This window comes from Chryseobacterium takakiae, assembly GCF_900129385.1.
Taxonomy (GTDB): domain Bacteria; phylum Bacteroidota; class Bacteroidia; order Flavobacteriales; family Weeksellaceae; genus Chryseobacterium; species Chryseobacterium takakiae.
In genome coordinates this window covers 64,088-90,078 of the sequence record NZ_FQVO01000008.1, presented here as the reverse complement: position 1 = coordinate 90,078, position 25,991 = coordinate 64,088, and the positions used below count along the sequence as shown (strand labels likewise).

At 37.2% G+C, this 25,991-nt stretch carries 24 protein-coding genes and 3 tRNA genes; 13 read left to right on the top strand and 14 right to left on the bottom strand.

The features are described from left to right. The first annotated feature begins 133 nt into the window (after positions 1–133). From BUA76_RS11465 to BUA76_RS11440, 6 genes are all read left to right on the top strand, one after another. Complete coding sequence (locus BUA76_RS11465; RefSeq protein WP_072884943.1) at positions 134–1,042, top strand: GLPGLI family protein; 909 nt, start codon at positions 134–136, stop codon at positions 1,040–1,042. A gap of 138 nt (positions 1,043–1,180) precedes the next feature. After that, the gene (locus tag BUA76_RS11460; protein ID WP_066438285.1) at positions 1,181–1,426 is read left to right on the top strand and encodes a FeoA family protein; all 246 of its coding nucleotides are present in this window, start codon (positions 1,181–1,183) and stop codon (positions 1,424–1,426) included. Then, positions 1,426–3,456 (top strand): ferrous iron transport protein B, encoded by a 2,031-nt coding sequence (gene feoB / locus BUA76_RS11455; protein WP_072884942.1) that lies wholly within the window; start codon positions 1,426–1,428, stop codon positions 3,454–3,456. Before BUA76_RS11460 ends, feoB begins: the two co-directional genes overlap by 1 nt. A 187-nt stretch (positions 3,457–3,643) precedes the next feature. Beyond that, positions 3,644–4,660 carry a DUF4421 family protein gene (locus BUA76_RS11450; RefSeq protein WP_083573218.1) on the top strand — a complete coding sequence of 339 codons (1,017 nt, stop codon included), beginning with the start codon at positions 3,644–3,646 and terminating at the stop codon, positions 4,658–4,660. 55 nt (positions 4,661–4,715) lie between these two features. Next, positions 4,716–6,098, top strand: a complete 1,383-nt coding sequence (gene glmM, locus BUA76_RS11445) for a phosphoglucosamine mutase (protein WP_072884940.1) — start codon at positions 4,716–4,718, stop codon at positions 6,096–6,098. 123 nt (positions 6,099–6,221) lie between these two features. Continuing rightward, positions 6,222–7,610, top strand: coding sequence for a tetratricopeptide repeat protein (locus BUA76_RS11440; protein ID WP_072884939.1), 1,389 nt, complete (start codon positions 6,222–6,224; stop codon positions 7,608–7,610). 41 nt (positions 7,611–7,651) lie between these two features. Here BUA76_RS11440 and BUA76_RS11435 read toward each other — a convergent pair whose 3' ends face one another. The 3 genes from BUA76_RS11435 to BUA76_RS11425 all read right to left on the bottom strand — a co-directional run bounded on the left by BUA76_RS11435 (position 7,652) and on the right by BUA76_RS11425 (position 9,623). Then, complete coding sequence (locus tag BUA76_RS11435) at positions 7,652–8,542, bottom strand: DMT family transporter (protein ID WP_072884938.1); 891 nt, start codon at positions 8,540–8,542, stop codon at positions 7,652–7,654. Continuing rightward, entirely contained in the window at positions 8,529–9,182 is a 654-nt protein-coding gene (gene aat / locus BUA76_RS11430; protein WP_072884937.1) for a leucyl/phenylalanyl-tRNA--protein transferase, read from the bottom strand. The genes BUA76_RS11435 and aat overlap by 14 nt, the downstream gene beginning before the upstream one ends. Before the next feature lie 63 nt (positions 9,183–9,245). Next, positions 9,246–9,623, bottom strand: coding sequence for a DUF3127 domain-containing protein (locus BUA76_RS11425; RefSeq protein ID WP_066438267.1), 378 nt, complete (start codon positions 9,621–9,623; stop codon positions 9,246–9,248). A 180-nt stretch (positions 9,624–9,803) separates the two neighbouring features. Between BUA76_RS11425 and BUA76_RS11420 the strand changes: the two genes are divergently transcribed. From BUA76_RS11420 to BUA76_RS11390, 6 genes are all read left to right on the top strand, one after another. Further along, a tRNA-Leu gene (locus BUA76_RS11420) sits at positions 9,804–9,885 on the top strand. Between the two features lie 6 nt (positions 9,886–9,891). Further along, positions 9,892–9,967 (top strand) — tRNA-Gly (locus BUA76_RS11415). 5 nt (positions 9,968–9,972) lie between these two features. Next, positions 9,973–10,056: transfer RNA gene (locus tag BUA76_RS11410), tRNA-Leu, on the top strand. Between the two features lie 492 nt (positions 10,057–10,548). Then, positions 10,549–10,728, top strand: coding sequence for a hypothetical protein (locus BUA76_RS11405; RefSeq protein ID WP_143149904.1), 180 nt, complete (start codon positions 10,549–10,551; stop codon positions 10,726–10,728). A gap of 372 nt (positions 10,729–11,100) precedes the next feature. Then, positions 11,101–11,808 carry a response regulator transcription factor gene (locus BUA76_RS11395; protein WP_072884934.1) on the top strand — a complete coding sequence of 236 codons (708 nt, stop codon included), beginning with the start codon at positions 11,101–11,103 and terminating at the stop codon, positions 11,806–11,808. A 3-nt stretch (positions 11,809–11,811) separates the two neighbouring features. Beyond that, complete coding sequence (locus BUA76_RS11390) at positions 11,812–13,218, top strand: sensor histidine kinase (protein WP_072884933.1); 1,407 nt, start codon at positions 11,812–11,814, stop codon at positions 13,216–13,218. A gap of 50 nt (positions 13,219–13,268) precedes the next feature. Here the strand turns inward: BUA76_RS11390 and BUA76_RS11385 are convergent, their stop codons facing one another. Further along, positions 13,269–15,947, bottom strand: coding sequence for a carboxypeptidase-like regulatory domain-containing protein (locus BUA76_RS11385; protein ID WP_072884932.1), 2,679 nt, complete (start codon positions 15,945–15,947; stop codon positions 13,269–13,271). 554 nt (positions 15,948–16,501) lie between these two features. Between BUA76_RS11385 and BUA76_RS11380 the strand changes: the two genes are divergently transcribed. After that, the gene (locus BUA76_RS11380) at positions 16,502–17,383 is read left to right on the top strand and encodes a cupin-like domain-containing protein (protein WP_072884931.1); all 882 of its coding nucleotides are present in this window, start codon (positions 16,502–16,504) and stop codon (positions 17,381–17,383) included. Between the two features lie 38 nt (positions 17,384–17,421). On the opposite strand, the gene BUA76_RS11375 is transcribed toward BUA76_RS11380, so the two are convergent. The 10 genes from BUA76_RS11375 to BUA76_RS11335 all read right to left on the bottom strand — a co-directional run bounded on the left by BUA76_RS11375 (position 17,422) and on the right by BUA76_RS11335 (position 25,914). Next, the gene (locus BUA76_RS11375) at positions 17,422–17,964 is read right to left on the bottom strand and encodes an RNA 2'-phosphotransferase (protein ID WP_072884930.1); all 543 of its coding nucleotides are present in this window, start codon (positions 17,962–17,964) and stop codon (positions 17,422–17,424) included. Then, positions 17,948–18,490, bottom strand: a complete 543-nt coding sequence (locus tag BUA76_RS11370; RefSeq protein WP_072884929.1) for a hypothetical protein — start codon at positions 18,488–18,490, stop codon at positions 17,948–17,950. The genes BUA76_RS11375 and BUA76_RS11370 overlap by 17 nt, the downstream gene beginning before the upstream one ends. Before the next feature lie 140 nt (positions 18,491–18,630). Then, entirely contained in the window at positions 18,631–19,317 is a 687-nt protein-coding gene (locus BUA76_RS11365) for an SIR2 family NAD-dependent protein deacylase (protein ID WP_072884928.1), read from the bottom strand. A 104-nt stretch (positions 19,318–19,421) separates the two neighbouring features. Then, positions 19,422–19,931, bottom strand: a complete 510-nt coding sequence (locus BUA76_RS11360) for an O-acetyl-ADP-ribose deacetylase (protein ID WP_072884927.1) — start codon at positions 19,929–19,931, stop codon at positions 19,422–19,424. Continuing rightward, on the bottom strand, positions 19,931–20,266 hold the full coding sequence (locus BUA76_RS19515) for an NADAR family protein (RefSeq protein WP_317041296.1): 336 nt from the start codon (positions 20,264–20,266) through the stop codon (positions 19,931–19,933). The genes BUA76_RS11360 and BUA76_RS19515 overlap by 1 nt, the downstream gene beginning before the upstream one ends. A gap of 5 nt (positions 20,267–20,271) precedes the next feature. Then, a complete protein-coding gene (locus BUA76_RS19510) occupies positions 20,272–20,490 on the bottom strand; it encodes an NADAR family protein (RefSeq protein ID WP_317041295.1) in 219 nt (72 codons plus the stop codon). A 511-nt stretch (positions 20,491–21,001) separates the two neighbouring features. Continuing rightward, positions 21,002–21,448: a GatB/YqeY domain-containing protein gene (locus tag BUA76_RS11350; protein WP_072884926.1), complete on the bottom strand. Its 447-nt coding sequence runs from the start codon at positions 21,446–21,448 to the stop codon at positions 21,002–21,004. A gap of 108 nt (positions 21,449–21,556) precedes the next feature. Continuing rightward, a complete protein-coding gene (gene ftsZ / locus BUA76_RS11345; RefSeq protein ID WP_072884925.1) occupies positions 21,557–23,452 on the bottom strand; it encodes a cell division protein FtsZ in 1,896 nt (631 codons plus the stop codon). A 92-nt stretch (positions 23,453–23,544) separates the two neighbouring features. After that, positions 23,545–24,933, bottom strand: a complete 1,389-nt coding sequence (ftsA, locus tag BUA76_RS11340) for a cell division protein FtsA (protein WP_072884924.1) — start codon at positions 24,931–24,933, stop codon at positions 23,545–23,547. A gap of 21 nt (positions 24,934–24,954) precedes the next feature. Beyond that, positions 24,955–25,914, bottom strand: coding sequence for a cell division protein FtsQ/DivIB (locus BUA76_RS11335; protein ID WP_072884923.1), 960 nt, complete (start codon positions 25,912–25,914; stop codon positions 24,955–24,957). Positions 25,915–25,991 lie beyond the last annotated feature (77 nt).

The window sequence follows — 25,991 nt, the reverse complement described above, 5'->3', positions numbered from 1 at the left end:
TTGGAATGGAATTAAAATGTCATTAAAGAGATTAAAATCAGATTAGAATATGCATTTTAAAAAAAGAAATACAAAAAACTGTAACAAAAACAGGAGGCTGTCAACTAATACCATATAAAACATCAGAAAAACAATGAAAAAGCTATTTTCAATATTTTTTATCGCTCTTTTTGCTTTCTTAAGTGCTCAGGACCAAGATTCTAAAGAAACGGCCAACCGCTTTTTTTATGAACTGACCTTTAAGCCAAAGAAAGATTCTGCAAAACTTGAAAAAGTTCTTACAGTTCTGGATATCGCAAAAGATCGGTCTGTTTACAGAGATTATACCGTAATAGGACAGGATTCTATTATAAAAGTACAGGTTGAAGCCATGCAGAAGTCGGGCGTTTTCAAGGATCTGTCAAAAACGATCAGGATGCCAAAATTTTCAGAAAAGATCGTAAAGCATTATCCTGATATGAAAGTGCAGTATGTCGAAAGAATAGCAAGCGGATTTACACCAATGGGGATTGCTTATAATGAAACCATTAAATTCGACTGGAAAATTTCCAATGAAAAAGAAAAAATAGGTCCTTATAATGCTCAGAAGGCAACTGCAGATTTCGGAGGAAGAAAATGGACGGCATGGTTCAGTACGGATCTTCCGTTTCAGGATGGACCGTATAAATTTTCAGGTCTTCCGGGACTTATTGTAAAAATTGAAGATGAAGGCAAAAATTATTCTTGGACATTGCAGGGAAATAAAAAAGTCCAGAACTGGGAAGAACTTTCTTATTCTGAAAAAATTTCCAACATGTCTTTGAAGGTGACAGATATGCCGAGAGAGAAATTCGAGAAAACATTCAGTGATTTCAAAAAAGATCCGTTTGCTACCGCAAGACCCATGATGACTCAGGAAATCATGTCTAAAACAATACCGGGAATGGACGGTACCATTGGAGATATGATGAAAAAACAGGAAAAAATGTACAAAGACTTTTTTAATGCCAACGATAATCCAATAGAACTTACTTATTCCTCAACAGATAAAAAGAAAAAATAGACATTCATATTTAACTAATTATATTGAATCAACCCAAATGCAATTCTGTATTTGGGTTGATTTCTTTCATATCAACATGCTATTTAGATTAAATTTAAATAACGTATATTTGCATACAAAATTTTGGCTTTGAAAGAGATGGGTTTACATAAATTAAGTGGATTTCCCAAAAACAGGATGGGAAAGATTTTAGGGTATGATAACGACAGCCTTAAAATGCCTAACAAAATTATTGAAATGGGGCTTCTTCCGGAAACCTCGTTCAGGATTCTGTATCAGGCCCCTTTCAAAGGCCCGATGTATGTTGAGTTTGGAGAGGAGAAAAGCAGGATTGCACTCCGTGAAGAAGAGGGCAGGTATATTATTGTTGAAGAATTGAATTGATGCAGGGAAATAAAAAACAAATACTGTTAGTAGGGAATCCGAATGTAGGAAAATCCACGGTTTTCAATGCGCTTTGCAACAAAAAGCAGAAAACAGGCAACTATGCAGGGGTTACTGTAGCCAGCCATTCCGGATTTTATACTTATAAAAATGAAGAGGTGGAAGTTGTAGACCTTCCGGGATCTTACAGTATTTATCCAAGCTCGGAAGATGAAGCTATTTTTTCCAAGTTTGTGATGGAAAACCAAAATGATTACGCAGGAGTAATCTACATTCTTGAAGCATTAAGCCTAAAAAGAGGACTGCTTCTGTTCCAGCAGATCCAGGATCTGGGAATCCCGATGATTCTGGTGGTAAACCAGATTGATCAGGCCGAAAGAAGAGGAATTTCAATTGACCTTGATACATTTTCAAAATCCTTAGGGATTACAATCATCCGTACGAATGCAAAAGAACAGATTGGTATTGAAGAGCTGAAAGAAGCTGTTTTCCAGAATAATTTCCTGAAAACTTCTGCTCAATCTTTTGAAATACCCTCCGAACATAAAGATTTTATCCATAAAGTTGCTACACACAAAGGGATCGACAACGAATATAAAACATGGCTTACCTTGTCCCTCGGAACAGATTTAGGAAAAATCAACTCCGTGGTTGAGCAAATCAACGAACCGGATTCTAAAAGCCTTGTTCCTAAAAGATTACAGGTTCAGGAAACTGTAAGGCGGTATCAGAATATTGATGGGATTTTAGCAAATGTTATTTCGAAAAAACCTCAGTTTAAAGAATTATTAACCGAGAAACTGGATAAGGTACTGGTTCATAAATTCTGGGGATACGTTGTTTTTATGATGATTTTATTAATCATTTTCCAAAGCGTATTCTTCCTTGCGGAATATCCGATGAACTGGATCGATGAACTTTTCGCCTGGCTTTCTGCCTTTACAGGAGAACACCTGCCGGAAGGGCCTTTGAACTCGCTCATCTCTAACGGAATTGTTCCGGGAATCGGTGGGATTGTCATCTTCGCACCGCAAATTGGAATATTGCTATATTTTCTTTATCTGTTGGAAGATTCGGGATACATGGCAAGAGTGGTCTTTCTGATGGACAGGCTTCTTCGTCCTTTCGGACTGAACGGGAAAAGTATCGTTCCTCTGGTTTCCGGGACAGCCTGTGCAATTCCTGCGGTAATTTCAACAAGGAATATTGAAAACCTGAAAGAAAGATTGTTGACGATTCTGGTAACACCTTTCATGACGTGTTCTGCAAGGCTCCCTGTTTACAGCATCATTATCGGACTGATCATCTCAGACAAAACGTTTTTAGGAATAAAATATAAGGCATTGGTATTAATGGCCATGTATCTTTTGGGTTTTGTGGTGGCTTTATTATCTGCCGCAGTTCTTAACAGGTTCATTAAAAATAAAGGAAAAACGTATCTGGTAATGGATTTGCCCACGTACAAAAAACCTCTTTTCGGATATGATTTTAAAATGGTTCTGGGAAAAGTGTGGGACTTTATTACAGGAGCAGGAAAAATTATTTTCATTGTAAGCATTATTATTTGGTTTTTAAGCTATTTCGGACCGAAACAAAAGCCGGATCAGTTGGTAGCAACTAATGTTGAACTGGATCATTCCTATTTAGCAAAAATGGGGAAAGGCATAGAGCCGGTAATTGCACCGCTGGGTTACGACTGGAAGATGGGTGTTGGAATCCTGACAAGTTTTGTCGCAAGGGAAGTTTTTGTAGGAACAATGTCTACGCTGTACAGCCTTGAAGATGATGCACCGGAGGTGAAAGTTATTGATAAAATGAGAAGAGATGTAAAACCGAACGGCGAAAAGGTGTTTAGTTTTGCAACAGGGGTTTCAGTTCTTCTTTTTTACGCATTTGCAATGCAGTGTGTTTCTACACTTGCAGTAGTCTACAGAGAAACCAAAAGCTGGAAATGGACAGCTTTACAGGTGGTTATGATGACAGGTTTGGCCTATTTTGTGTCCATGTTTGCATATCAAATCTTAAAATAATGGATTCTTCCCTACTTTTACAATATATTATCGTTCTTCTTGTGGTAGCATTTGCCTGTTACTCATTGTTCAGAATACTTAGAAAGAATTTTGCACCGAAAAAGTTCAGCTCCAAGAGAACAAACTGTGACAAGGACTGCGGTTGTTCATAACATATTGAAATATTTATTATTTTTGTGTAAAACAAATGATGATTAAATATTTTGTGTTTTCTGCAATAATTTCTTATATCGGTAGCAGTGCTCAAAGCAGATCAGATTCTGCAAAATTACTTTCATATGAAGATAAGGTAGCAGTAAAAATAAGTTTTAATACAAATACAGAAAATTTTGTTGCCTTTTACAAGGATTCCCCAAAAGATGTTCAAACCATATTTTCAATTAACGAAAGTTTGCGTACGTCATTTTCAATTGATTATAAGTTGATCAGTGCTACAATGTCTTTTACTCCGAGCTTTCTTCCTGGCAATAGTGATAATGATCTAAAAGGGAAAAGTAAATATACAGACTTTAAATTTAGACTTTTTCCGGGTAGGTTTATTCAGACAATTGAATACAAAAATGCAAAAGGCTTTTATATTAAAAATATGCAAGACTTTTTTCCTGACTGGGAAAAAGGAAAAGAACCATATTTTCAATTACCAGATTTAAAGTATCAAACTTTTGGAGCAAGAACTTCGTATGTTTTTAATAAAGACTTTTCATTGAAAAGTATTCTTTACCAACGAGAATGGCAAAATAACAGCTCTGGAAGTTTTATTCCTGAGTTACAATATAATATTTCTTTATTCAAAAATAAAAATGGGGAAGTTAAGAGTAGGGAAACACAATTTAATTTAGGCATTGATCTAGGTTATCATTACAATTGGGTAATCAAAACAAGAATGAATATTGGACTATATATCTTTACTGGGATGGGCATAAGATGGACTACTTATAGATATGATCTTCAAAACTCAGATACCCAAAATAATAGATACTTAATAGCCAGGGCAGGAACAGGATTGTACTTTGGCTATAATTCAGAAACATCTTTTTTCGGGATAAAATTTAATTTGAGTTCAAATTACTACAGAGAAGATTCTAGCTCAGAAATTACCAACAACAATACTTTTAGTGTACTATATTTTGGATATCGCTTTCCTCCTCCTAGATTTTTAAAAAAATATTATAATAATGTAAAGAAAAGGGTTCCTTTTCTATAGAGAGTTATATTTGAGTATCTTTGCAAAAATTAATAGAATAATCAGATCAACCAATATGTCACTAATAAAAAGTATTTCAGGAATCCGTGGAACCATCGGAGGAAAAGTAAACGATAATCTTACGCCGCTTGATGTGGTAAAATTTGCTTCCGCATTCGGAACATGGCTTCAGAATAATAACAATAAAAAGGACCTTACCCTCGTTATTGGTAGAGATGCAAGGATTTCCGGGCAAATGGTTTCCTCTCTGGTAACCGCTACTTTACAGGGATTGGGAATTAATGTTATCGATCTGGGGCTTTCCACAACACCAACGGTGGAAATTATGGTTCCGGAACTGAAAGCCGACGGCGGAATTATCCTTACCGCTTCCCATAACCCGAAACAATGGAACGCCCTGAAATTACTGAATAACAAGGGGGAGTTCATCAGCGGAGAAAATGGAGCTGAAGTTCTGGCCCTTGCTGAAAGCGAAGATTTCAATTATGCAGAAGTAGATGATCTCGGCAAATATGAAACAAGAGACGATGCTTTTGATATTCACATTCAGCAGATTTTGGATTTGCCGATGGTAGATGTGGAAGCTATTAAAGCTAAAAACTTCAAAGTCGTTCTTGATGCGGTAAATTCTACAGGAGGAATCGCCATTCCGATGTTATTGGATAAGCTGGGTTGTGAGACGGTAAAGCTATATTGCGAACCAACCGGCCATTTTCCGCACAATCCTGAACCGTTGAAAGAACATTTGGGAGACATTTGCGGCTTGGTAAAAAAAGAAGGTGCAGATTTCGGAGTTGTTGTGGATCCTGACGTAGACAGATTGGCCCTGATTGATGAGAAAGGAGAAATGTTCGGAGAAGAATATACTTTGGTGGCCGTTGCAGATTATTTATTGAAAAATAAAAACGGAGCAGCTGTTTCCAACCTTTCATCAAGCCGTGCATTAAGAGACGTTGCGCAAAGCCACAACTCAGAATATTTTGCAAGTGCAGTAGGAGAGGTAAATGTGGTGACGTTGATGAAGGAGAAAAACGCCGTGATCGGGGGTGAAGGAAACGGAGGAATTATCTATCCTGATCTTCATTACGGAAGAGATTCTTTAGTAGGAATTGCTTTATTTTTAACGCATCTTGCCAAAGAAAACAAGACGGTTTCTGAGCTTAGAGCCGGCTACCCAAGCTATTTTATGGGTAAAAAGAAAATAGAGCTTACTCCGGAAATAAATGTGGATGATATTTTAACCAAAATGGAAAAAGAATATCAAAATGAAGAGGTCTCAACGGTAGACGGCGTAAAAATAGATTTTGAAAATAACTGGGTCCACTTAAGAAAATCAAATACGGAGCCTATTATCAGAATTTATACAGAGGCTAAATCTCAGGAGGAAGCCGACCGGTTAGGTGATGAAATGATAGCTAAAATCAATAGCTTGATTTAATAAAAGTTAACAACCTTTTCATCATTTTAATCGTATTTATTATTAAATTTAAAACTAAGATTTTCAGAAGCGAGTATTAGTACATCTCATATCTCTGGTCTTAAATCTTAAAACTGTTTTATATTGGAAGAATATTTTGGAAATGAACTTGTAAAAAAGTTCGAGGAAATGATGGAAAATAATGATGAATTCTACTTCGATACAGAAGAGCTTGAAGACATTATTGTTTATTACCTGGAGCTGGGAGACTTTAATTATGCAGATACTGCAGTCAATTACGGGCTCAAGCTTCACCCGAATTCCTTAGACATCAAGATCAAAAAGCTTGAAATTCTTTTGGAATGGGAAGATTATAATACGGCTAAAGAGCTGATCGATGAGCTGAAAGGTTCTTCTATGGAAAACACAGACTTTCTGGTTTGCTATGCAAAGTATTATTCGAATTTAGGAAACCCAAGAAAATCCATTGATATCTGTAAAAAAGCATTAGAGCTGAAAGAAGAAGAGAATTTCCTTCACAACTTTATTGCAGATGAATATGTAAATCTCGGAGATCCTTTTAACGCTCTTAAACATTACAGAAAAGCCCTTAAAGAAGACCCTACTGATGATTATGCATTAGAAAACTGTATGGTCTGCTTTTCAGATTTAAATAAGAGTGATGAGGCAATTGCCTTCCTGAATGAATATCTTGACGAATATGCCTATTCGGAAATTGCCTGGTTTGAATACGGACAATTTTACTTTAACCGGAAAAATTACGACGAAGCCATTAAAGGCTACGATTATTTACTGGCTATCAACTCAAGCTCAGTAGGCGTGTACGCCAATAAAGCGGCTTGCTACGAAGCATTGGGAGATTATAAAAAAGCGATATCCGTTTATGAAGAAATGCTTGAACTGGAATACACCAAAGCATTTACGTTTTATAAAATCGGACTTTGCTATAAAGCCCTAAAACAACCAATTGTTGCTTTAAATGCTTTCCAGAAATCATTACGGGAAGACCCGCAGTTTTATCTCGCAATGATGGAGCAATCCTATATTTATGAGGAAATGGGCGGGATGACCGAAGCTTTACATTTCGCAAGAGAAGCTACTCACCTGAATGAAAATAATCTTGATTATCAAAAAAGACTGGCATTTTTATTTATTGATGCCGGAAAATTTGAAGAAAGTCTTACCTGCTTAAAAAAGCTTGTGGATGCTGAACCGTCAAGATTTTACAATTGGTACGCTTACTCTGAAGTGCTTATGCTGCTGGGCGAATATGAAGAAGCCATTCTGGTTTTAAATAAAGCTGTAAAAACGCATCACAGAGCAGAATTATATTATCAGCTCAGCAATTGCTATTTCAACCTGAAAGACCAGGAAAAAGGCAAAGAAGTACTGCTTCAGGCGTTGGAACTGGATCCTTCTTTGGTTTCGGATATGCAGAAAAAATATCCTTTCATTAAAGATGAGGTGAAAAAAGCAAAAGCCAGAGTGAAAAAGAAAAATTCCGAAGGTTAATATCAACTAATTTATATAAAAATCCCGCATTTTTGCGGGATTTATTTGTTGATAACTTTAGGTTTGCTTCTCAGGAAGATCAGTCCGGCTATGATGACTCCTGCTCCTGCAAACTGGAGCGCGGTAAGCTTTTCTCCATCTATAATTCCCCAGATAATCGCAACAATAGGCATCAGCAGAGTGACCGTAGAAGCAAAAAGAGGAGAGGAAACTTTCAGTAGACGGTAATTCATCATCATTGCCAGTCCGGTTCCGAAAATCGACAGTAAGCTTACAAACATTAGTCCGGTAAGATGATTCTTATCAAGGCTGAAGGTTGAAAAAAATCCGGTAAAAATAAGCGCAATTACAGATGGCAACAAAAGAACAAATGTAAAGACAAATGCAGACAATACCGTAGATGAAATATCCATTAATTTTGATTTTACCGTAGTTGTACTCACCGCATAGCATAAAGTGGCCAGCAACAGCAGTAAAATGGGAACCAGCTTAAATGTTCCGCTTTCCGCATCTCCTCCGAATGCAAGGATACAAACGCCGGTGAAACTTATGAATGTTCCTGTAATCTGCCGCCTTGTTGTACCAAACTTCCATATCAGCGCACCAACGATAATCACAAAAATCGGCATCATGGAATTTACGATTCCGGCAATGCTGCTGCTGACTTCCGTTTCGGCGATAGGAAAAAGGAACATCGGAATGAAATTTCCTGTAAAAGCTGCCAGCAAAAGCCATTTCAGATGTTTTTTAGGAAAAAGCTTGTATTTTGAGATGGCAATCGGCGTCAGGATGATTCCGGCAATCAGTACTCTTAAAGCCCCTACCTGATAGGGATTGAAATGCTCCAGGGATTTTTTAATTAAAATAAAAGACGATCCCCAGATCATACTCAGAAGAATCAGAAGAATCCATTTTTCTCTATCTGTGTTCATTGTTTTTATATAAAATTTTAAGAAATTCACGTTTGGGAACCATTCTCGCACCGAGGCTTTCCAGATGATCGGTATGCGACTGGCAGTCGATAAGCTCCAGCTTGTTTTGATACGTTTGGGCAAAATGAATAAATCCTGCTTTTGAAGCATTGCTTACTTTGGAAAACATACTTTCCCCACAGAACACATTGCCAATCTGAAGGCCATAAAAACCGCCCACCAGCTCTTCGTTTTGCCAAACTTCCAGACTTTTTGCCAATCCATAATCATGAAGCTTGATGAAAGACTCCATCAGTTCATCCGAAAGCCAGGTTCCGGATTGTCCTTTACGGCTGATATCCCGACAATTTTTGATGACTTCTCTGAAGTTTGTATTTTCAGTGAAGGTAAAGACGTTTCGATCCAGTATTTTTTTCATGGATTTTGAAACCTTAATTTCCTCGGGGAAAAGGACAAACCTTGGATCCGGACACCACCAGAGAATTTCTTCCCCCGGATTAAACCAGGGAAATATGCCCAGCTGATAAGCAAACCATATTCTTTCTACCGATAGGTCTCCGCCAAAAGCAATGATCCCTTCGTGGCCATCGTACAGCTCCGGATCGGGAAAAGAAATCTCATTTTCGTCTAGTCGAATCATTTTTAGGAAAAAAAATCCCACTTAAAAAGCAGGATTTGTATTTCAATCGTATTTTTTTAATCATTAGAAAGGCAGATCATCATCATCGTCCCCGGCGAAAGGATTTTCATTGGAAACTGAAGATGCTGATTGTGAAGGCGCAGCCTGTGTAGGTTCTGAAGCGTTATCCGAAACCTTCTCTACTCTCCATCCTGTAATAGAATTAAAGTATTTCGTTTCACCCTGCGGAGAAACCCATTCTCTTCCTCTGATATTGATTCCTACTTTTACATTTTCGCCTTCTTTCAGATTATCCAATAAACTGATCTTATCAGACAAAAATTCTATGTTTATCGGCTGTGGATACTGCTCCTGGGTTAAAATAACCATTTCTCTTTTTTGGAAACCGCTCGCAAATGTCTGAGCATCAAAAAGTTTCTTTACCGTTCCTTGTAATTCCATATCATATTAATTAACGAATGTAAAAGTAATAAAATGAAATGTAATAAAGCGGGTCGGAAATAAAAAATGTAAAAATTTTAATTTTTTCCTATGAAAAGTTTGGAGGTAAAAGAATTTATCCTATCTTTGCACCACTGAAAACGAGAGAAGATCATTAAAAATCAGTAAAACAAAAAACACGCGGATGTGGTGTAATTGGTAGCCACGCCAGACTTAGGATCTGGTGCCGAGAGGCGTGGGGGTTCGAGTCCCTTCATCCGCACAGTTTGCGAAAATAGCTCAGCTGGTAGAGCACAACCTTGCCAAGGTTGGGGTCGCGGGTTCGAATCCCGTTTTTCGCTCCACGCCTGCCCTGGTGGTGGAACTGGTAGACACGCAGGACTTAAAATCCTGTGCCTCTTTTGGCGTGCGGGTTCAAGTCCCGCCTGGGGTACTAGCTGAAACATTCAGCATACAGCTCTCTTTTTTAAGAGGGCTTTTTTTATGTCTTAAAATAAAGAAATAAAACACAATATTCTCATTTTAAATAGTTAGGATTTATAAGTTTTGCTGTTTGGGAATCAAGATTATATAATTATAATCCTGCGGGAGTTTAATATTATAAAACCATTACGGCATAAATCACAGTAATCAAAAAGATTTTGTAACAATTTTATTTCCAAGAATTAATAATTATAAAGTAAGATTTAAAAAAGAACTTGTTGAAGATTCAGATACCATAATTAGAATACATGGAATAAGCAATCCTATAAGCCCAAAATTAGGAGCCCCGGTTGAAGAATATTTTAATATTACAGATTTTAGAATTAAATTATAATAAAATAGAAGCTCGGGTCCATCTCTTAACCCAAAAAATAAAGGTTTTTGAGAAAAAATTAAGTTTTTGAAAAGAAGAAAATTGGAACACGATTATATGAAAGCCACTATGATTGTCACTGGCGGTCTCGGCGTCGGTATTTCTTCTACCATTGCCGGAGGAAATTTCTGGGATGGCTTCAGACAGGGGATAATTACAAGTGGACTTTATCATGTGGCGCATTTAGAAGCCGAGGCGTTACAGAAAGGTTCTTCTGTGAAAGTCTATGATAGTGATTATAAAGATTAAAGTTAAAAATTATAGAGCGTATAGTAATTTATCGCCTGAAGGGAATAAATTAGGGGGGCTTGAAATTGAATTAATTTTTAAAAGTGAATCAAATAAATATACTGATTATAATTGGGTACAGACTATATTTACAAATGATTCTCCTGATGGATGGAACTATGACGTTTACACTGATCGTGATCAGAACGCTGGAACATCACCTTTTATTTGAATAAAGAAGAGTTATCTACCTTTAAAAGAGGTACTGAACTTACTATCTTTGATAAATCTCCAGAATATTAAATGCAGAAAAGAATATTGTTTGGAGAGCAGAACTAATCTCAATCCCACACTTCCCAATCTTTTTTCTATTTTTGTATAATCCTTGTGCTCATGAAAAAGATTATTCTTATTGAAGACGAAACCAGTGTAGTGTCCTTTATTAAAAAAGGGCTTCAGGAAAGCGGGTATGAAGTTTCTGTGGCGTTTGACGGGAAAACAGGCGTTCAGCTTGTTCAGTCCAATGATTTTGATCTCGTTATTCTGGATATCATGCTCCCGGAAATGAATGGACTCGATGTCTGCAAAGAAATCAGGAAAACCAATCAGCATGTTCCCATCTTGTTTCTAACGGCACTTGGAACATCGGAAAATATTGTCCTTGGATTGGAAAGCGGAGGAGATGATTATCTCGTAAAACCATTTAAATTTATTGAATTGGTTGCCCGCGTAAAATCACTTTTAAGGAGAAGTACCCACGGAAATACTGCTGAAATTGAAGAACCCGAAGCAGGTCAGGAACATATTTACCAGTTTTCGGATCTCATTCTTAATGATTATACCAAAAAAGTAACAAGAAACGGAGAGGAAATTTCACTTACCTCAACAGAATATAAACTGCTGCTTTATTTTCTCAATAATCCAGAGAAAGTAATTTCCAGAGCAGAAATTCTGGATGCGGTCTGGGGAGTTAATTACGAACTCGGAACAAATGTTGTTGACGTTTATGTCAATTATCTAAGAAAAAAGCTGGATAACCAGGAAGATAACAAACTCATCCATACCGTTATCGGAATGGGATATGTTTTAAAAAAACCGTAGCAGATGTTCAATAAAGTCGTTACCAATCAGACCAAAACAATGGTGCTCCTTATGTTGGTTTTTACAGCTATTATTTTGCTGTTCAGTGGGTTGGTGTATTTTTCTATTGTTAATTTTTCTCATCAGCGATTTTACGAACTCCTGAAAATCCGTACGACCACCATCATCCAGGTAGAAAAAAGCAAAGACAATCTGGATCTTCCCGAAAACTACATCCTGAACGGTTTGAATGATGAGGAGCTTCCCATGGAAAGAGATTATGTTTTTGCGGTTCCCACAGATTCTAATTTTAATAAAATTTCACAGGAAATTCATATTCCGTCTTCTTTTTTTAAAAATATCGTCAGAAAAGGGGAGGCAAATTACAACGACAAAGAATTTTATTATATCGGACAGACTTTTCGGCATGATGATAAAAGCTATATTGCAATTGCTTCAGCAAAAAATCATTATGTGGTATATTATCTCGGATTTCTGAAGAGAACATTGATCACCTGTATTGTGCTTTCATTGTTTTTCAGCATGATTTTTTCTTTTTATTTGTCTAAAACATTATTTAAACCGATCCTGAAAATTACCGGAAAAGTAAAAGAAATCAGTTCCGAAAACCTTCACCTTCGATTGGAGCCGCAGCCGGATAATAAAGAACTGAACGAACTGGTGGAAACATTCAACGATATGCTGAACCGTATTGAAACATCTTTTGAAACCCAGAACCACCTCATCGGAAATGTTTCACATGAATTAAGAACTCCTTTAACATCGATCATGGGAGAGGCAGATGTGGCACTTTCCATCTCAAGAACCAATTCTGAATATAAAGAAACACTCGGAATTATCCTTGATGAAGCCGAAAAACTTGATAAAAAGATCAATGCGCTTTTAATGATCGCACAAACCGGTTTCGACGGCAAGATCCAGAAAATGGATAAAGTACGGATAGATCAGCTGCTCTGGGATGTTATCGAAACTTTACGAAGAATTGATGTTAGAAACAATATTTTTCTCGATATCAGCATGCTGCCCGATAATCCTAAAAAGTTAAAGGTTCAGGGGAACGAGCAGCTGCTTCATCTTGCCGTTACCAATATTATCCAGAACGGATGTAAATATTCAAATTTTCAGCAGGTAAAAGTATCTCTGGGTGCTACTGATAATGATGTCTATATTATCGTTAAAGATAACGGAATCGGTATCCCGCAGGAAGAGATGAATAAAATCTATGATCCTTTTTTCAGAGCTTCCAATACAAAGAACTATGAAGGGTATGGAATCGGCCTGCCTTTGGCCAGAAATATTATAAGAATGCATCATGGCGAACTTATTGTAAGCTCCTACGAAAATCAGGGAACAACCGTACAGCTCCGTTTCCCGAACTTTTACAGCACTTTGCAGGAAAGCGAAAGCTGACAGGAAATAAATCATAAAAAAACCAACCTCAGTGAGATTGGTTTTTACTGTTATTTAAAGTTGAATTTTACGGTAAACATTACCTGGCTTGGTCTTAAGAGAATTCTGGTGGCGGTTGTTCTGGTAGCATCAATTTCAAAAGTTTCAAATACTTTTTTATTGGCGATGTTCATCCATTTCAATTCAAAATCAATTTTCTTTTTAGCCCATGTAAACTGGTAAGAAACATCGTAGAAACCGTTACGGTACTTTTGATCCGGGGTATCGGTATCGGTCTGATCCCAGTTGAATCCTACAGTATGGTTCTCGATAGGGTAGAAGAATAATGCAAGATTATGGTTGAATCCTGTTGTTGTCGCGTTGGTAACAACATCTCCCTCACTTGTTTGCTTGGTTTTTGTAATACGGGCATTATAATCTATGCTCATCCAGCTGAAATACGTATTATTAAATTTCACTCCATAGGACTGGCCTGTGTTGGTATTGGTGTAAGACCTGCTGTCCAGGATCGCATCGGATTTTGTTGTGTTATTGCTGTAGCTTAACGAAGCATTTGTTTTAAATTTAGGGAAATATTTCCCGATTTCAGCACTGTAGCCATTAGTAAGAACATGATTATCTCTTACAAGATAACTCATAACAGTATACCCTGAAATAATAGTCGGATTGGAAATCAGGTTCCTTTTGGCGTCAGAAAATCGGTAATTAACATTAAAGAATATATTATTTAGCGGGTTTCTGTACTCTAATCTTGTTCCTGCAGATTTGTTATTGTTCTGGGGAATAGGGTTCTTAGGATCCATTGCATTAATTCCTACCGGTGAAGTCATAAGAAAACCGGCATATGCTGTATTGATTTCACCAAAATTATTATTGATGTTGGCGTTTACCGATGCTTTCCAGAATGATGCGAAAGTGTATTGTGCAAAAATACTCGGTTCAAAGGTTACTTTATTGAGCTCACGGTATACCGATCTTTGAGGATCCTCAGCTTTTATATTGTTAGAATTCACCGGGAAGTTGGCATACAACATCCAGGCATCATTTTTATAATTTACTCCTATGCTTCCATAAGGCGTTGCAGTGGTGTAGGTAAGATCATTGCCATATTGTGAAAGCGGTGCCGCTGCATCGGAAGTGATATTATACAAATCAGAATCCAAATGCGTTGATTCGAAATTAAATCCAACTTCAGGCGTGAACGTCCAGCCTTTTGTAGAAAATCCAATATTGGCAGAATGGTTTGCCTCAAATGTTTTTAATCTTAAACGCTGATCAACTGAACTGCTTGAAAGATCTGGCGTAAAACCAGGAATATCAAGGTATGATGAAGGAGAAACACGCAGATCCTGTCTGTCTGTCTGATAGCTTATGAAAGACAACACATTCACCATCTTTTCTTTCCACGGAACAATCGTACTTAACGAGTTTTGGAACGAAGTGGTTGGAGCTTCCAAAGCCTCCTCTCCATTTCTTTGAATACTATTGGTGCCGTCTCTTCTGTTTACAATACCTCTGTCTGCATTCCAAAACTGGGAAAAGCTTGTGGTGTTTTTAAAGAATCCCTTTTTTGCATTTTTGGTGAATATTAATTCTCCTTTCGCCTTATCTGTATAAAAATTATTGAAAATATTCAGATTATTGGAAGTTCCGTTGAAGAATGTAGTCTGGGAAGTAGATTCTCTTTCCACTGCATTATTGGTGTAGTTGGCATTGGCTTTCAGCTCCCATTCTTTTTTCTTGTCAATATTGGTGAGATAGTTAGCCGACAGATAATGCACGTTATTCATCAGGTATCTTTTTACCGGAAGATTAGGGATGCTTGCGTTTTCCACATTCAGCCAGTCATTCTGGGAGGCATTAATTCTTCTTCCCTCAAACCTGTTTCCGAAGGCAAGAATATTTCCTTCATTTTCCACCTGCTCTCCCATATTGTTGGTCTTGTAGTTGACTACCCATTGGCTTTTCTGCCCGAAGAACATGGGCGTAAGCTTAACGTTCCAGAGCCAGGGATCTCCAAAGCCGGTTCCTATTTCTCCTCTTCCCGTCATGGTAACGGAATTTTTAAGTTTGATGTTGATCGCTGCCTGGTCAGAAGGCACTTTGTCCTGAAGAATTTTTACCGGCTGGTGATTTTCAAGAACTTCAACTTTTTGTACGGCATCCTTTGGAAGCGAGTTGTTGATGGTGCCGTAGCCGCCTTCCATAAGGTCTTTTCCGTTAACGTAGAATTTGTTGATGGCATTACCCTGATAAAGAATGGTTCCGTCAGTATTCACTTCAATACCCGGAATTTTTTTCATTACATCAGCAAGGGTTCTGTCGCTTTTACTGTCAAAGGCTTTGAGGTCATAAGCGATGGTATCACCTCTTGCCGTAATCATTTTTGTTTTCAGCTGTACTTCCTTGATTTCAGTAGCTTCGCCCTGCAATTTGAAGTTTGCGGTCTGATCGCTGTTGCTGATCTGCTTTGTTATCGGTCTTTGGTTGAATGCCTTTACCTTCAGATCCACGTTAGACTCTGAAGAGGTGAAAGTTACTTTGTACTCTCCCTTGGAATTCGTAATAGCGTAAGCAAGGATGGCATCTTTGCCTGGTTCTTCTATGGTAACGCTGGCGCTGGGAATTGCCTGGCCGTCTTCATCCGTAATTTTTCCCGAAACCGTTTTCTGTGCGAAAGAAAGAACGGAGAAAAAAATCATGACGAATAAAGTAATTTTCAATTTCATAATTTACTATTTATGTTATTAGTTAGTCGTTAAAGCTTTTTGTTACACAATAAAGATTGATATAAATAAGAAAAGTTAAAAATACTTATCACTACAAAAATAGTGATAATTTCCATTGAATAAGAAATAAATTGTGCTTCGGTAAGAATTTTTTGCACAGTACTCATTTGCTGTATCAGATTGGAAATTAAATAGTCTCTTCAAATTTTTTTTAAAAAGAAAAAATTTAAGTCAGAATAACATTCTCGTTTCATGGTTTTATCAGCAATTTGATGTTTTAGGAAATTATTTTTAAAATATATATTTTAATCATATTTTATTAACTTTTTGTGAATTAGCTTTATCGGATACAGTTTTTATATTAGCACTAGATGGATCTTTTTTGTTCATTATTGTGTTTTGATACCCTGTAAACTTTACAGGGTATTTCATTATGTAAAAGATTTTATTTAGAATAAATAGGTAAAAATGATTTGAATCATAGATTAAAAAAAGCTTAAATCTGTTAACATATATTTTTATTTAATAATTTTGTAACATTAAATTTTAAACAAATGGGAATCAATTTAAAGCCTATTGATATTGTAGATGACATTACAAAAGAAGAGTTCATTGAAAAATATCTTAAGCCCAGAAAACCTGTGGTGATTAAGAATATGGCGAGAAAGTGGCCTGCTTATCAAAAATGGACCATGGATTACATGAAGGAAGTAGTAGGAGATGTAGAGGTTCCGTTATATGACAGCAGCAAGGCTGATCCCGCCGCTCCCATTAATGCATCTGCCGCAAAAATGAAGTTTACAGATTATGTGGATCTTATCCAAAGAGAACCTACAGATCTCAGAATTTTCTTTTTTGATCCTATCAAGCACGCTAAAAAATTACTTGCAGATTATATTTCCCCTAAAGATCTTATGGGAGGTTTTCTTGATAAATATCCTTCCATGTTTTTCGGTGGAAAAGGATCTGTGACATTCCTTCATTATGATATTGATATGGCGCATATTTTCCATACCCATTTCAACGGAAGAAAACATATTCTTCTTTTTGATTATAAATGGAAAGAAAGGCTCTATAAAATTCCTTATGCAACGTATGCGCTGGAAGATTATGATATCGAAAATCCTGATTTTACAAAGTTCCCTGCCTTGGATGGTGTAGAAGGCATTGAATGTTTCCTTGAGCATGGCGATACCTTGTTTATGCCAACCGGATGGTGGCACTGGATGAAGTATCTGGACGGAAGCTTCTCTATTTCCCTGAGAGCCTGGGATAAATCCTGGGCCGTGAAAGCTCATTCTTTGTGGAATCTTACCGTACAGAGAAAATTTGATGATGTCATGAAGAAAAATTTCAAAAAGAAATACATGGACTGGAAGGAGAAAAAAGCCGTTAAAAGAGCGGAAATCGCCTGGAAAAGAGGATTACCAAAATAAGAAATATTGAAAAGACTGCCTGAAAAGACAGTCTTTTTTTATTGAATCATGATATATTCAGGATCTATAAAGTCCGTCAGCCAGACCTTATTTTCGGAAAGATAAAATGTAATACCGTTTTCGTACATTTTTCCTGTCATGATCGTGAGAAGAACAGGTTTTCCATGTCGCATTCCGACTTTGGCAGCGGTATCCTTATCACTGCTTAAATGCACGTGCTGACGACTTCTTTTCTCAATCCCTTTTTCTAAAATAGATTTAACATTATTTTCAGCGGTTCCGTGGTACAGAAATTCGGGAGGCTGCTGAGGTTTCAGAGTCAGGTCAATATCAATCGAATGTCCTTGGTTGGCTCTTATTTTTGTTTTGTCTTCATTATAAATAAAGCGTTTCTTGTCGTTGGTTTCAACTATTTCATCCAATTCTTCCAGCGTGAAATCCTGATTCTGTTTTGCGCATTTTTCCTGTAGTTCTTTCACGTCTGCCCAGCCGTTTTCATCTAAATTCAGCCCAATGACTTCGGGTTTATGTCTCAGAACCAGGCTTAGGAATTTGCTTATTTGTTTATATTGATTTTTCATCTTCTATCAGTTTTTTGCGTGCAGAATTGTATTTATAAAATATAAATTCAAAAGGCTCCCAATCTTTAAGAATAGCAAATATATATGTTGAAGCAGACTGTTTTTTATACTTTTGAATAGCTTTTGGAAAATATTCATTAAAATATTCAAGATCACCTTCTCTTTTACAACAGCATACCATCAGTTTTAGTTCCGCGTCAGCTTGCAGTAGCTTTTCAAAATCATATTTAATATGATCATGATTATAACTCCATTCAGATTCCATGATAAAAGGAATCTCAGTTAAAAATCCATCTTCATTCTTATACCAGTTTAAATCATATAACCATCCTGAATTCTGATTATCATCATCAGGACACACTTCAAAACCATATTCATGGCCCAATTTTTTAAGATGCGTTAAAATATAAGCTGTCCATTTTCTATTTCCTATATTATCTATGTAATCAATCGAAGCTAACTGATTAAGACATTTTTTAATATCATTACTAACTTCATTAACATCAAATTTTTTTGTTGTTTCCATTGGTATCGTTTAATATTTGATTTTTCAAAAGACTTTCAATATCTTCATTTTTTAAGTTTCTCTGGTTTTAAATTCTACGGAAACACCTAAAGCATCACCCACACAAACTCCAAAAATTCCTGCTTTTATAAGATTTTCCATCAGGCAAGATTAACCAGTTTATCAAAGAGCAGTTTCATGCCCTGTGTTGCAGTCTCTTTCATTACAACCGCTCTTTGTCCGTACCCGAAACCGGTTTCATTCGGATTAATGACAATTAAAAGGCAGTCGTCTTTAATATCATGAAGCAGCCCAGCCGCCGGATATACCTGTAATGAAGTTCCGATCACCAAGAAAATATCGGCTTCTCTTGCCATTTTTGTGGCTTCCTTCATCAAAGGAACATCTTCCCCGAACCAAACGATGAACGGCCGTAATTGTGCCCCGTCTTCCGCTTTATCACCGATATGGATGTCGCCTTTCTGATCGTATATCAGATTTTTATTGTTGGATGGGCAGGATTTGAATAATTCGCCGTGTAAATGTAAAATATTTGTAGATCCTGCTCTTTCATGAAGATCATCAATATTCTGGGTAATAATCTGAACATCGAAATATTGTTCCAGTTCTGCTAATAACCGGTGTGCTTCATTAGGTTCTACTTCATGAAGCTGTCGGCGTCTCTGGTTGTAAAATTCCAGCACTAAGGCTCTGTCTTTTCTCCATCCTTCCGGGCTGGCCACGTCCGTGATGTTGTGATTTTCCCAAAGACCATCTCCGTCTCTGAAGGTTTTTATTCCGCTTTCGGCACTGATTCCGGCGCCGGTTAATATGGTTAGTTTTTTCATTTGTTCGTTATTTTTTTAACGCAAAGCTCACGAAAATTCTATTTTAAAATTACCTTGCATATTTTCGTTCGCAAAGGCTTATCACTCAGCAAATGAGCATTAATTTATTCATCTAATAATCTTCTATAAATCTCTTCATTTTCTTCATCAAAACAAACGAAAATTACTTTTTCCAGAATTTCTGATTTGAAATTTTTTACCTCTTCAACTGCAATTTTGCCAGCCAGTTCCTTCGGAAATCGGTATACTCCTGTACTGATGTTGGGAAAAGCAATGATTTTAAGGCCAAGATTTTCTGCTAATTTTAGTGAATTCTGATAGCAATTTGCCAGTAATTTTGAGCATTTTTCCTCATCGCCATTCCAAACCGGGCCAACGGTGTGGATCACATATTTTGCAGGAAGATTTCCGGCTGTTGTGACCACGGCTTCTCCTGTTTTGCATTTGCCTTGTCGGTTTCGGATTTCTATACACGCATCAAGAATCTGTTTTCCTCCTGCCCGATGAATGGCTCCGTCTACGCCGCCTCCGCCCAATAAGGAAGAATTGGCAGCATTAACGATGGCATCTGCTTCAATTTTGGTGATGTCGCCTTTTATTATTTCAATGTTCATTATTGTTCTTTTTTATTACTAATTCCTAATTCATCTCTCACTTCCATTAATGCAAATCCCAGCAGATTTTCACCGTTCCATTGTACCGGATTTTTGGTGTTAGGATCTGTTTCCAGCATTCCGATTCCCCAGATGGTATCGTACGGGCTCGCCTCTACTAATATTTTGTTATCTGTTGAAAGCAGGAATTCTTTAAACCCTTCATTCTGTGAAAATTTCAGAAAATTTCCCTTTTTAACGATTTCATATTTATGTTCGTTCCAGATGTCCAGATCAAATTTTTTTACTTTTCTTCCCAAGCTTTTTGCCTGGTTTGGTATTTCTGCTTTTAAAATTTGCTCTAAAATTTCATGGTCATTAAATAATTTTGCCTTCCAGCCATCATATAATGTTGTGTTGTTTTGTAAATGATTGCGTTTTCTTCAAACTCTGCAGGAAACCACTGGCTGAAACAGGCTTTTGTAATTTCATCTTTAACGGTATGTCCCCAGAAAAAAAGAAATTCTAGATCTTCATTTTTCTTACTACGTTCAACAATATTTTCTAATGTATATTTCATTATTGCGTTATTATTACGCAAAATTAATGTATTCTTAGTTAATCATCAAAATTAATTTGTGTTTATTTTACGCTAATTTATTTAATCGATTGATTTTCAATTATATTTATTTTAATTTCAAAGGCTTTATTTGATGATAAATGTTTTGAAAAAGTTTAAACGTGTATTCCCTTGGGAAAAGCAACAATAATATGCACGAAATAAGTTATTTAATTAAAATGTACCATTTATTTACATAATTTATTAAAAAACAATTATCTTTGAAGAGATTCTGAAAACAATACCATGAAAAAAGTATTTAACCAATTCCCTCAGAATTAATTGTTCAATTCTTATGATTTGAGCTTTTCCTAAGGATAAAAAATAAATGAAGCCCGGAACTGGAAAGGTTCCGGGCTTCTTAATCAAATCGATATGCAAAGGTTGAATATCCTTATAAAAATTGCTGATGGTTTTTTGGTTGACAGTTGATGGTTTTAAGGCCTGTCAACAAGCACCCGTCAACCAACAACTAAGAAAGCAGCTTTTTAGCCATCTCGGAGATGCTTTTTCCGTCAGATTTTCCGGTTAAAGATTTTGAAGCGACTCCCATTACTTTTCCCAAATCTTTTATAGATTCGGCGCCCGTTTCGGCAATGATGTTTTTCATTTCTGCTTCCAGTTCTTGGGCAGAAAGCTGTTTTGGAAGAAACTGTTCAATGATTTTCATCTGGGCTTCTTCCACTTCCGCAAGATCATTTCTTCCTTGTGCAGTAAACTGTTCTGAAGAATCCTTACGCTGTTTTACCATTCTTTGAAGAATAGCAATTTCCTGCTCTGCAGAAACTTCTGCACCTCTGGCTTCCGTTTTAAGCAATAATATTTGAGATTTTACGGCACGAAGAGAATCCAGAGCCACTTTGTCTTTTGCTCTCATCGCCGTTTTTATCGCTTCGTTTATGGTATTTTCTAAGCTCATCTTTATTAATTTAACAATGTATCAATGTAACAGTTTACCAATATTATTTTTTTAATTGCAGCATATACAGTAATTGTTACATTGGTACATCTCTACATTGTTATATTTTTAGTCTACGTCTTTATTCAAAAATCTGTTTTCTCTGATCTGCATATTTCCATTGTTTTCAGACAGATAGGTATTGATGTTCTGGTCTGAAGCATTGGTGCCTTCAATAGAGATATTTTTTCTTTTGAAAGCCGGAACCGATTCAAACTCGCTGGAGCTGTCGAAGCTCTGGTAACGTGAATTGAATTCTTTTAGCTTATTTCTGCGTTCCGTTACTCTTTCCTGGTCTACCGTTTTGTTTACAAACGTGAACTCTTCTTCTACGGGTTTCGGAGCCTGTGCTTCAGGTTGAGTTTCAGCAACAGGTTCTTCTTTCAGATGCTGAAAGAAATGCTCTACTTTCTGAAGAGGCTCTTCCGTAAGCTGGTTTACTTCATTGGAAGAAACAAATTCCGCTTTTGGCCCGAAATCCGACTTCGGCTCCGTATTTTTCGACTCATTTACAAAAAAGCTGAATTCAACAGGCTTTTCTTCTGAATAGGATCTATTGGACGAATTTCCGGTTTGTGGTTCCTCTTTTTTCTGATCAAAATCAAATTTGAAGGATTCTATTTCAAGATCATTCGGGTCTTCCGGTTCCTCATCAAGAGAAAACAGGCTGAATGACTCTTCTTCTTCATTTTTCCAGCTTTGTTCCGGTGTATGAATTGTATCTTCCTCTCTGTCAGTGAATTTTATTTCTGCTCTTGGAGGTTCCTCTTCAATAGTCATTTTTTTTTCAGAAGATGAACTGAAGAACGGTGCATCATTGTCTTCGTCATCAAGTCTGAAAAGGCTTTTGCCTCCAAAATCATAAGACTGTTCGGGTGCATCTTCTCTTTCCTGTCTTGTTTTGAAAGGAGATTCTTTTGGAGTATCAAAACTATCGTTAAGGCTGATTTTAATTTTTTCTGTTGGCCCGGAGAATTTTTTATTGTCATTTGAAAAACCTGTAGCAATTACAAGAACGCTTACAGAATCTCCAAGCTCTTCATCAGAACCTACCCCGAAGATAATATCTGCAGTATTTCCTGCTTCTTTCTGGATATGATCCATAATTACCCCGATCTCATCCATCGTTACCTCTTCTACACCGCTTCGGATCAAGAGCAGAACGTTTTTAGCTCCGGTGATTTTATTATCATTCAATAATGGGGAATCCAATGCTTTTTTAACAGCTTCTTCTGCTTTATTTTCGCCTGAGGCCACTCCGGTAGACATCAATGCTGTCCCTGAATTTTGAAGCACGGATTTAGCATCTCTAAAGTCAATGTTTACATCAAAATATCCGGTGATTACCTCTGCCATACCTTTAGCAGCATTGGTCAATACCTCATCGGCCTTTGAGAACCCCTGCTTGAAACCAAGATTTCCGAACTGCTGTCTTAATTTATCATTATTGATAACGATCAGGGAATCTACATTATTTCTTAATTTATCAAGACCATTTTCCGCCTGCTCCAGTCTTCTTTTTCCTTCAAAACTGAAAGGCACGGTAACAATTCCTACTGTAAGGATACCCATATCTTTTGCCACTTTGGCAATAACGGGAGCAGCACCGGTTCCTGTACCACCGCCCATTCCGGCAGTGATGAATACCATTTTCGTATTCTGGCCCATTGCTGCTTTGATATCTTCGATGCTTTCGATAGCCGATTTTTCTCCCACTTCAGGATCAGCACCGGCTCCGAGGCCTTCTGTAATAGTAGTTCCCAGCTGCACCTTATTGGCAACAGGGTTATTATCCAAGGTTTGGGCATCCGTATTGCAGATTACGAAATCTACCCCGTGGATTCCTTTTTCGTACATGTGTTTTAGTGCGTTGTTTCCACCGCCTCCAACACCAATCACTTTTATTATTGATGAGTTTCCTTTTGGCAAATCAAATGAAAACCCCTGTGTCCCTATATTTTCCATAACTATACTTTTATAATTATTATTGATAATTGATTAATGATCACTGATAAGGAAAAAGATCATACATCGCTTATCATTTTATCATTTATATTTTATTCTACTTCCTCAAAGAATTTTTTTACTTTTTCCATGAGCGACTGCCCGAAAGTCAGTTTTGCTGCTTTTTTAGACTGCTGCTCGCTCACGTTATGCTCTGGCTGCACGGCTTCTGCCTGCTGTACATTCTCCTGAATGGTTTCAGCTACAGGTACTGTGGTTTCAGCTTTTGTTTCTACAGGTTCCTGAACGGGCTCCTGAAGTTCAGCATTCTGTTTTTTATCCCTGATTTTTAAACTTTCCATTAATAAACCAATGGAAGTAGCAAATTCAGGTCCTTTAAGATACTGATTTTTATCGTTTGCGATGTATTCATTGGCAAAACCGATTCTGCTGTCGAACCCGGTGGTATAATTGGCCAGCTGACGAAGGTGCTTAAGATTGGATCCGCCTCCTGTAAGTACGATTCCGGCAATAAGCTTTTTCTTTTGTTCGAATGCACCGTACGCTTTTAATTCCGTATTGACCATTTCCAGAATCTCTTCTACTCTTGCATTGATGATCTGGGCTAAAGTTTTAAGCGAAATCTCTTTATCCGGCCTTCCGTGAAGTCCCGGAATGGTTACATACGTGCTGTCTTTTTCGAGTTCCGGAACTGCTGATCCGAATTTTACTTTCAGCTGTTCTGCATGTTTTTCTATGATGGAACAGCCTTCTTTAATATCTTCCGTAATGATACCGCCACCGTAAGGAATTACACAGGTGTGACGAATAATATTATCTTTAAAAATAGCGATATCCGTTGTTCCGCCACCGATATCTACGATAGCGACTCCGGCTTCTTTTTCTTCTTTCGTTAAAACAGCTTCTGAAGATGCTAGAGGTTCGAGGGTAAGCGCTTCCATTTCAAGACCTGCTTCACGTACGCATCTTGCAATGTTTCGGATGCTTCCCATTTGTCCTACCACAACATGGAAATTGGCTTCCAGACGTTTTCCGTGCATCCCGATGGGTTCCTGGATTTCTCCTTCGGAGTCTACTTTATATTCCTGAGGAAGTACATGGATAATTTCTTCACCCGGAAGCATGACCAGCTTCTTGACCTGATCTTTTAATGCTTCAATGTCATCATCTGTGATGAATTTGTCTGGATGTTCACGCATAATATAATCGGAGTGCTGCAGAGAACGGATGTGTTTTCCTGCAATTCCCACCGTAACTTTACGGATAGGAACTCCTGCGCTGGACTGTGCTTCAGACACAGCAGCCTTGATTGAATTAATGGTCTGCGAAATATTATTCACAATACCTTTGTGAACACCAAGACTCTTAGCCTTCCCTACACCGAGAACTTCTATTTTCCCGTGTGCATTCCTCCTTCCGACAATCGCGACAATTTTTGTCGTCCCGATGTCCAGACCTACTGAATACTCTTGATTTTCCATTGTTTATATCGATTTGATTTTTTATTCTATTTTAATTTTCGCCTTTGTTTTCGGCTTTGCTGCCGTAGATTTCTTCTCTGTTTTTTTTATTTCTCTTGGCTTGGTTACTGTTTTTGGTTTTAATGAAGAGGAGGTTGGTTTGTTAGTCTTTTTTATCTCAGTTGGCTTTGGCTTATCATCGGTTTTCTTTACCGGAACTAATGAAGCTTTTGCCAGTTCTTTATTTCTTACATTCAGAATACTGTCATTTTCTTTAAAATTGGGATTTAATGTGGTGACAATCTGATTCTGATATTTCACGGAGACCATTCTGTATTTTTCCGGATCCTGATAGACCAGGAATTTTTCTACAAAGGTTTTAAAGCCTTTCACTTTAAACTCGATATTGTCCAGATCTCCTATTTCCACTTTATAATTTCCTTCGCTGGTGAGCAAATTGTAGTCGCCATTATCTTTTGAAATGCCGATAAAATATTTCTTACTGAAATCATCTTTATCGATCTTTTCCACCAACTCCGCTAATTTTTTATATTCGTCCTTCTGAACATCTCCCGTTACCAGCATGCACGGATGAGAGTATGTTTTAGAGATGGGAAATTCTATTCCTTTTTCGTCAACATAGAAATCACGTCCATTTTTATTAAGCCTGAAAACAGGAACCCTCTGCTTGATGTCCAGATTAAGTTTTCCATTCAGATTAAGGTATACATTGGCACTATCTACTGCAGGAAGCGCATTAATTTTCTTTTCCAGCGCCGGTATATTCAGTTCTCCGACCTTTCCGGATGGGTTTTCTTTTTTTACAATTTCCCGGATATCTTTTTCATCAATAAAATAAACCGGTGTTTTCTCACTCATTTTTACAGAAATTTTATTGTCCGTAATCTTCTGTCCACTGAATTTCTTCAAAGAGAAGCTCAGCAGAAATCCGAGAATGATTACTGTGACGGCAATTTTTAATATTCTGTATTTATTTTTCATACTGGTTAAATTTTTAACGCTATGATCGTAAGGTTTTGTTTTTTAATTATCTGTTATTTTTTCGTTCGCGAGGGCGT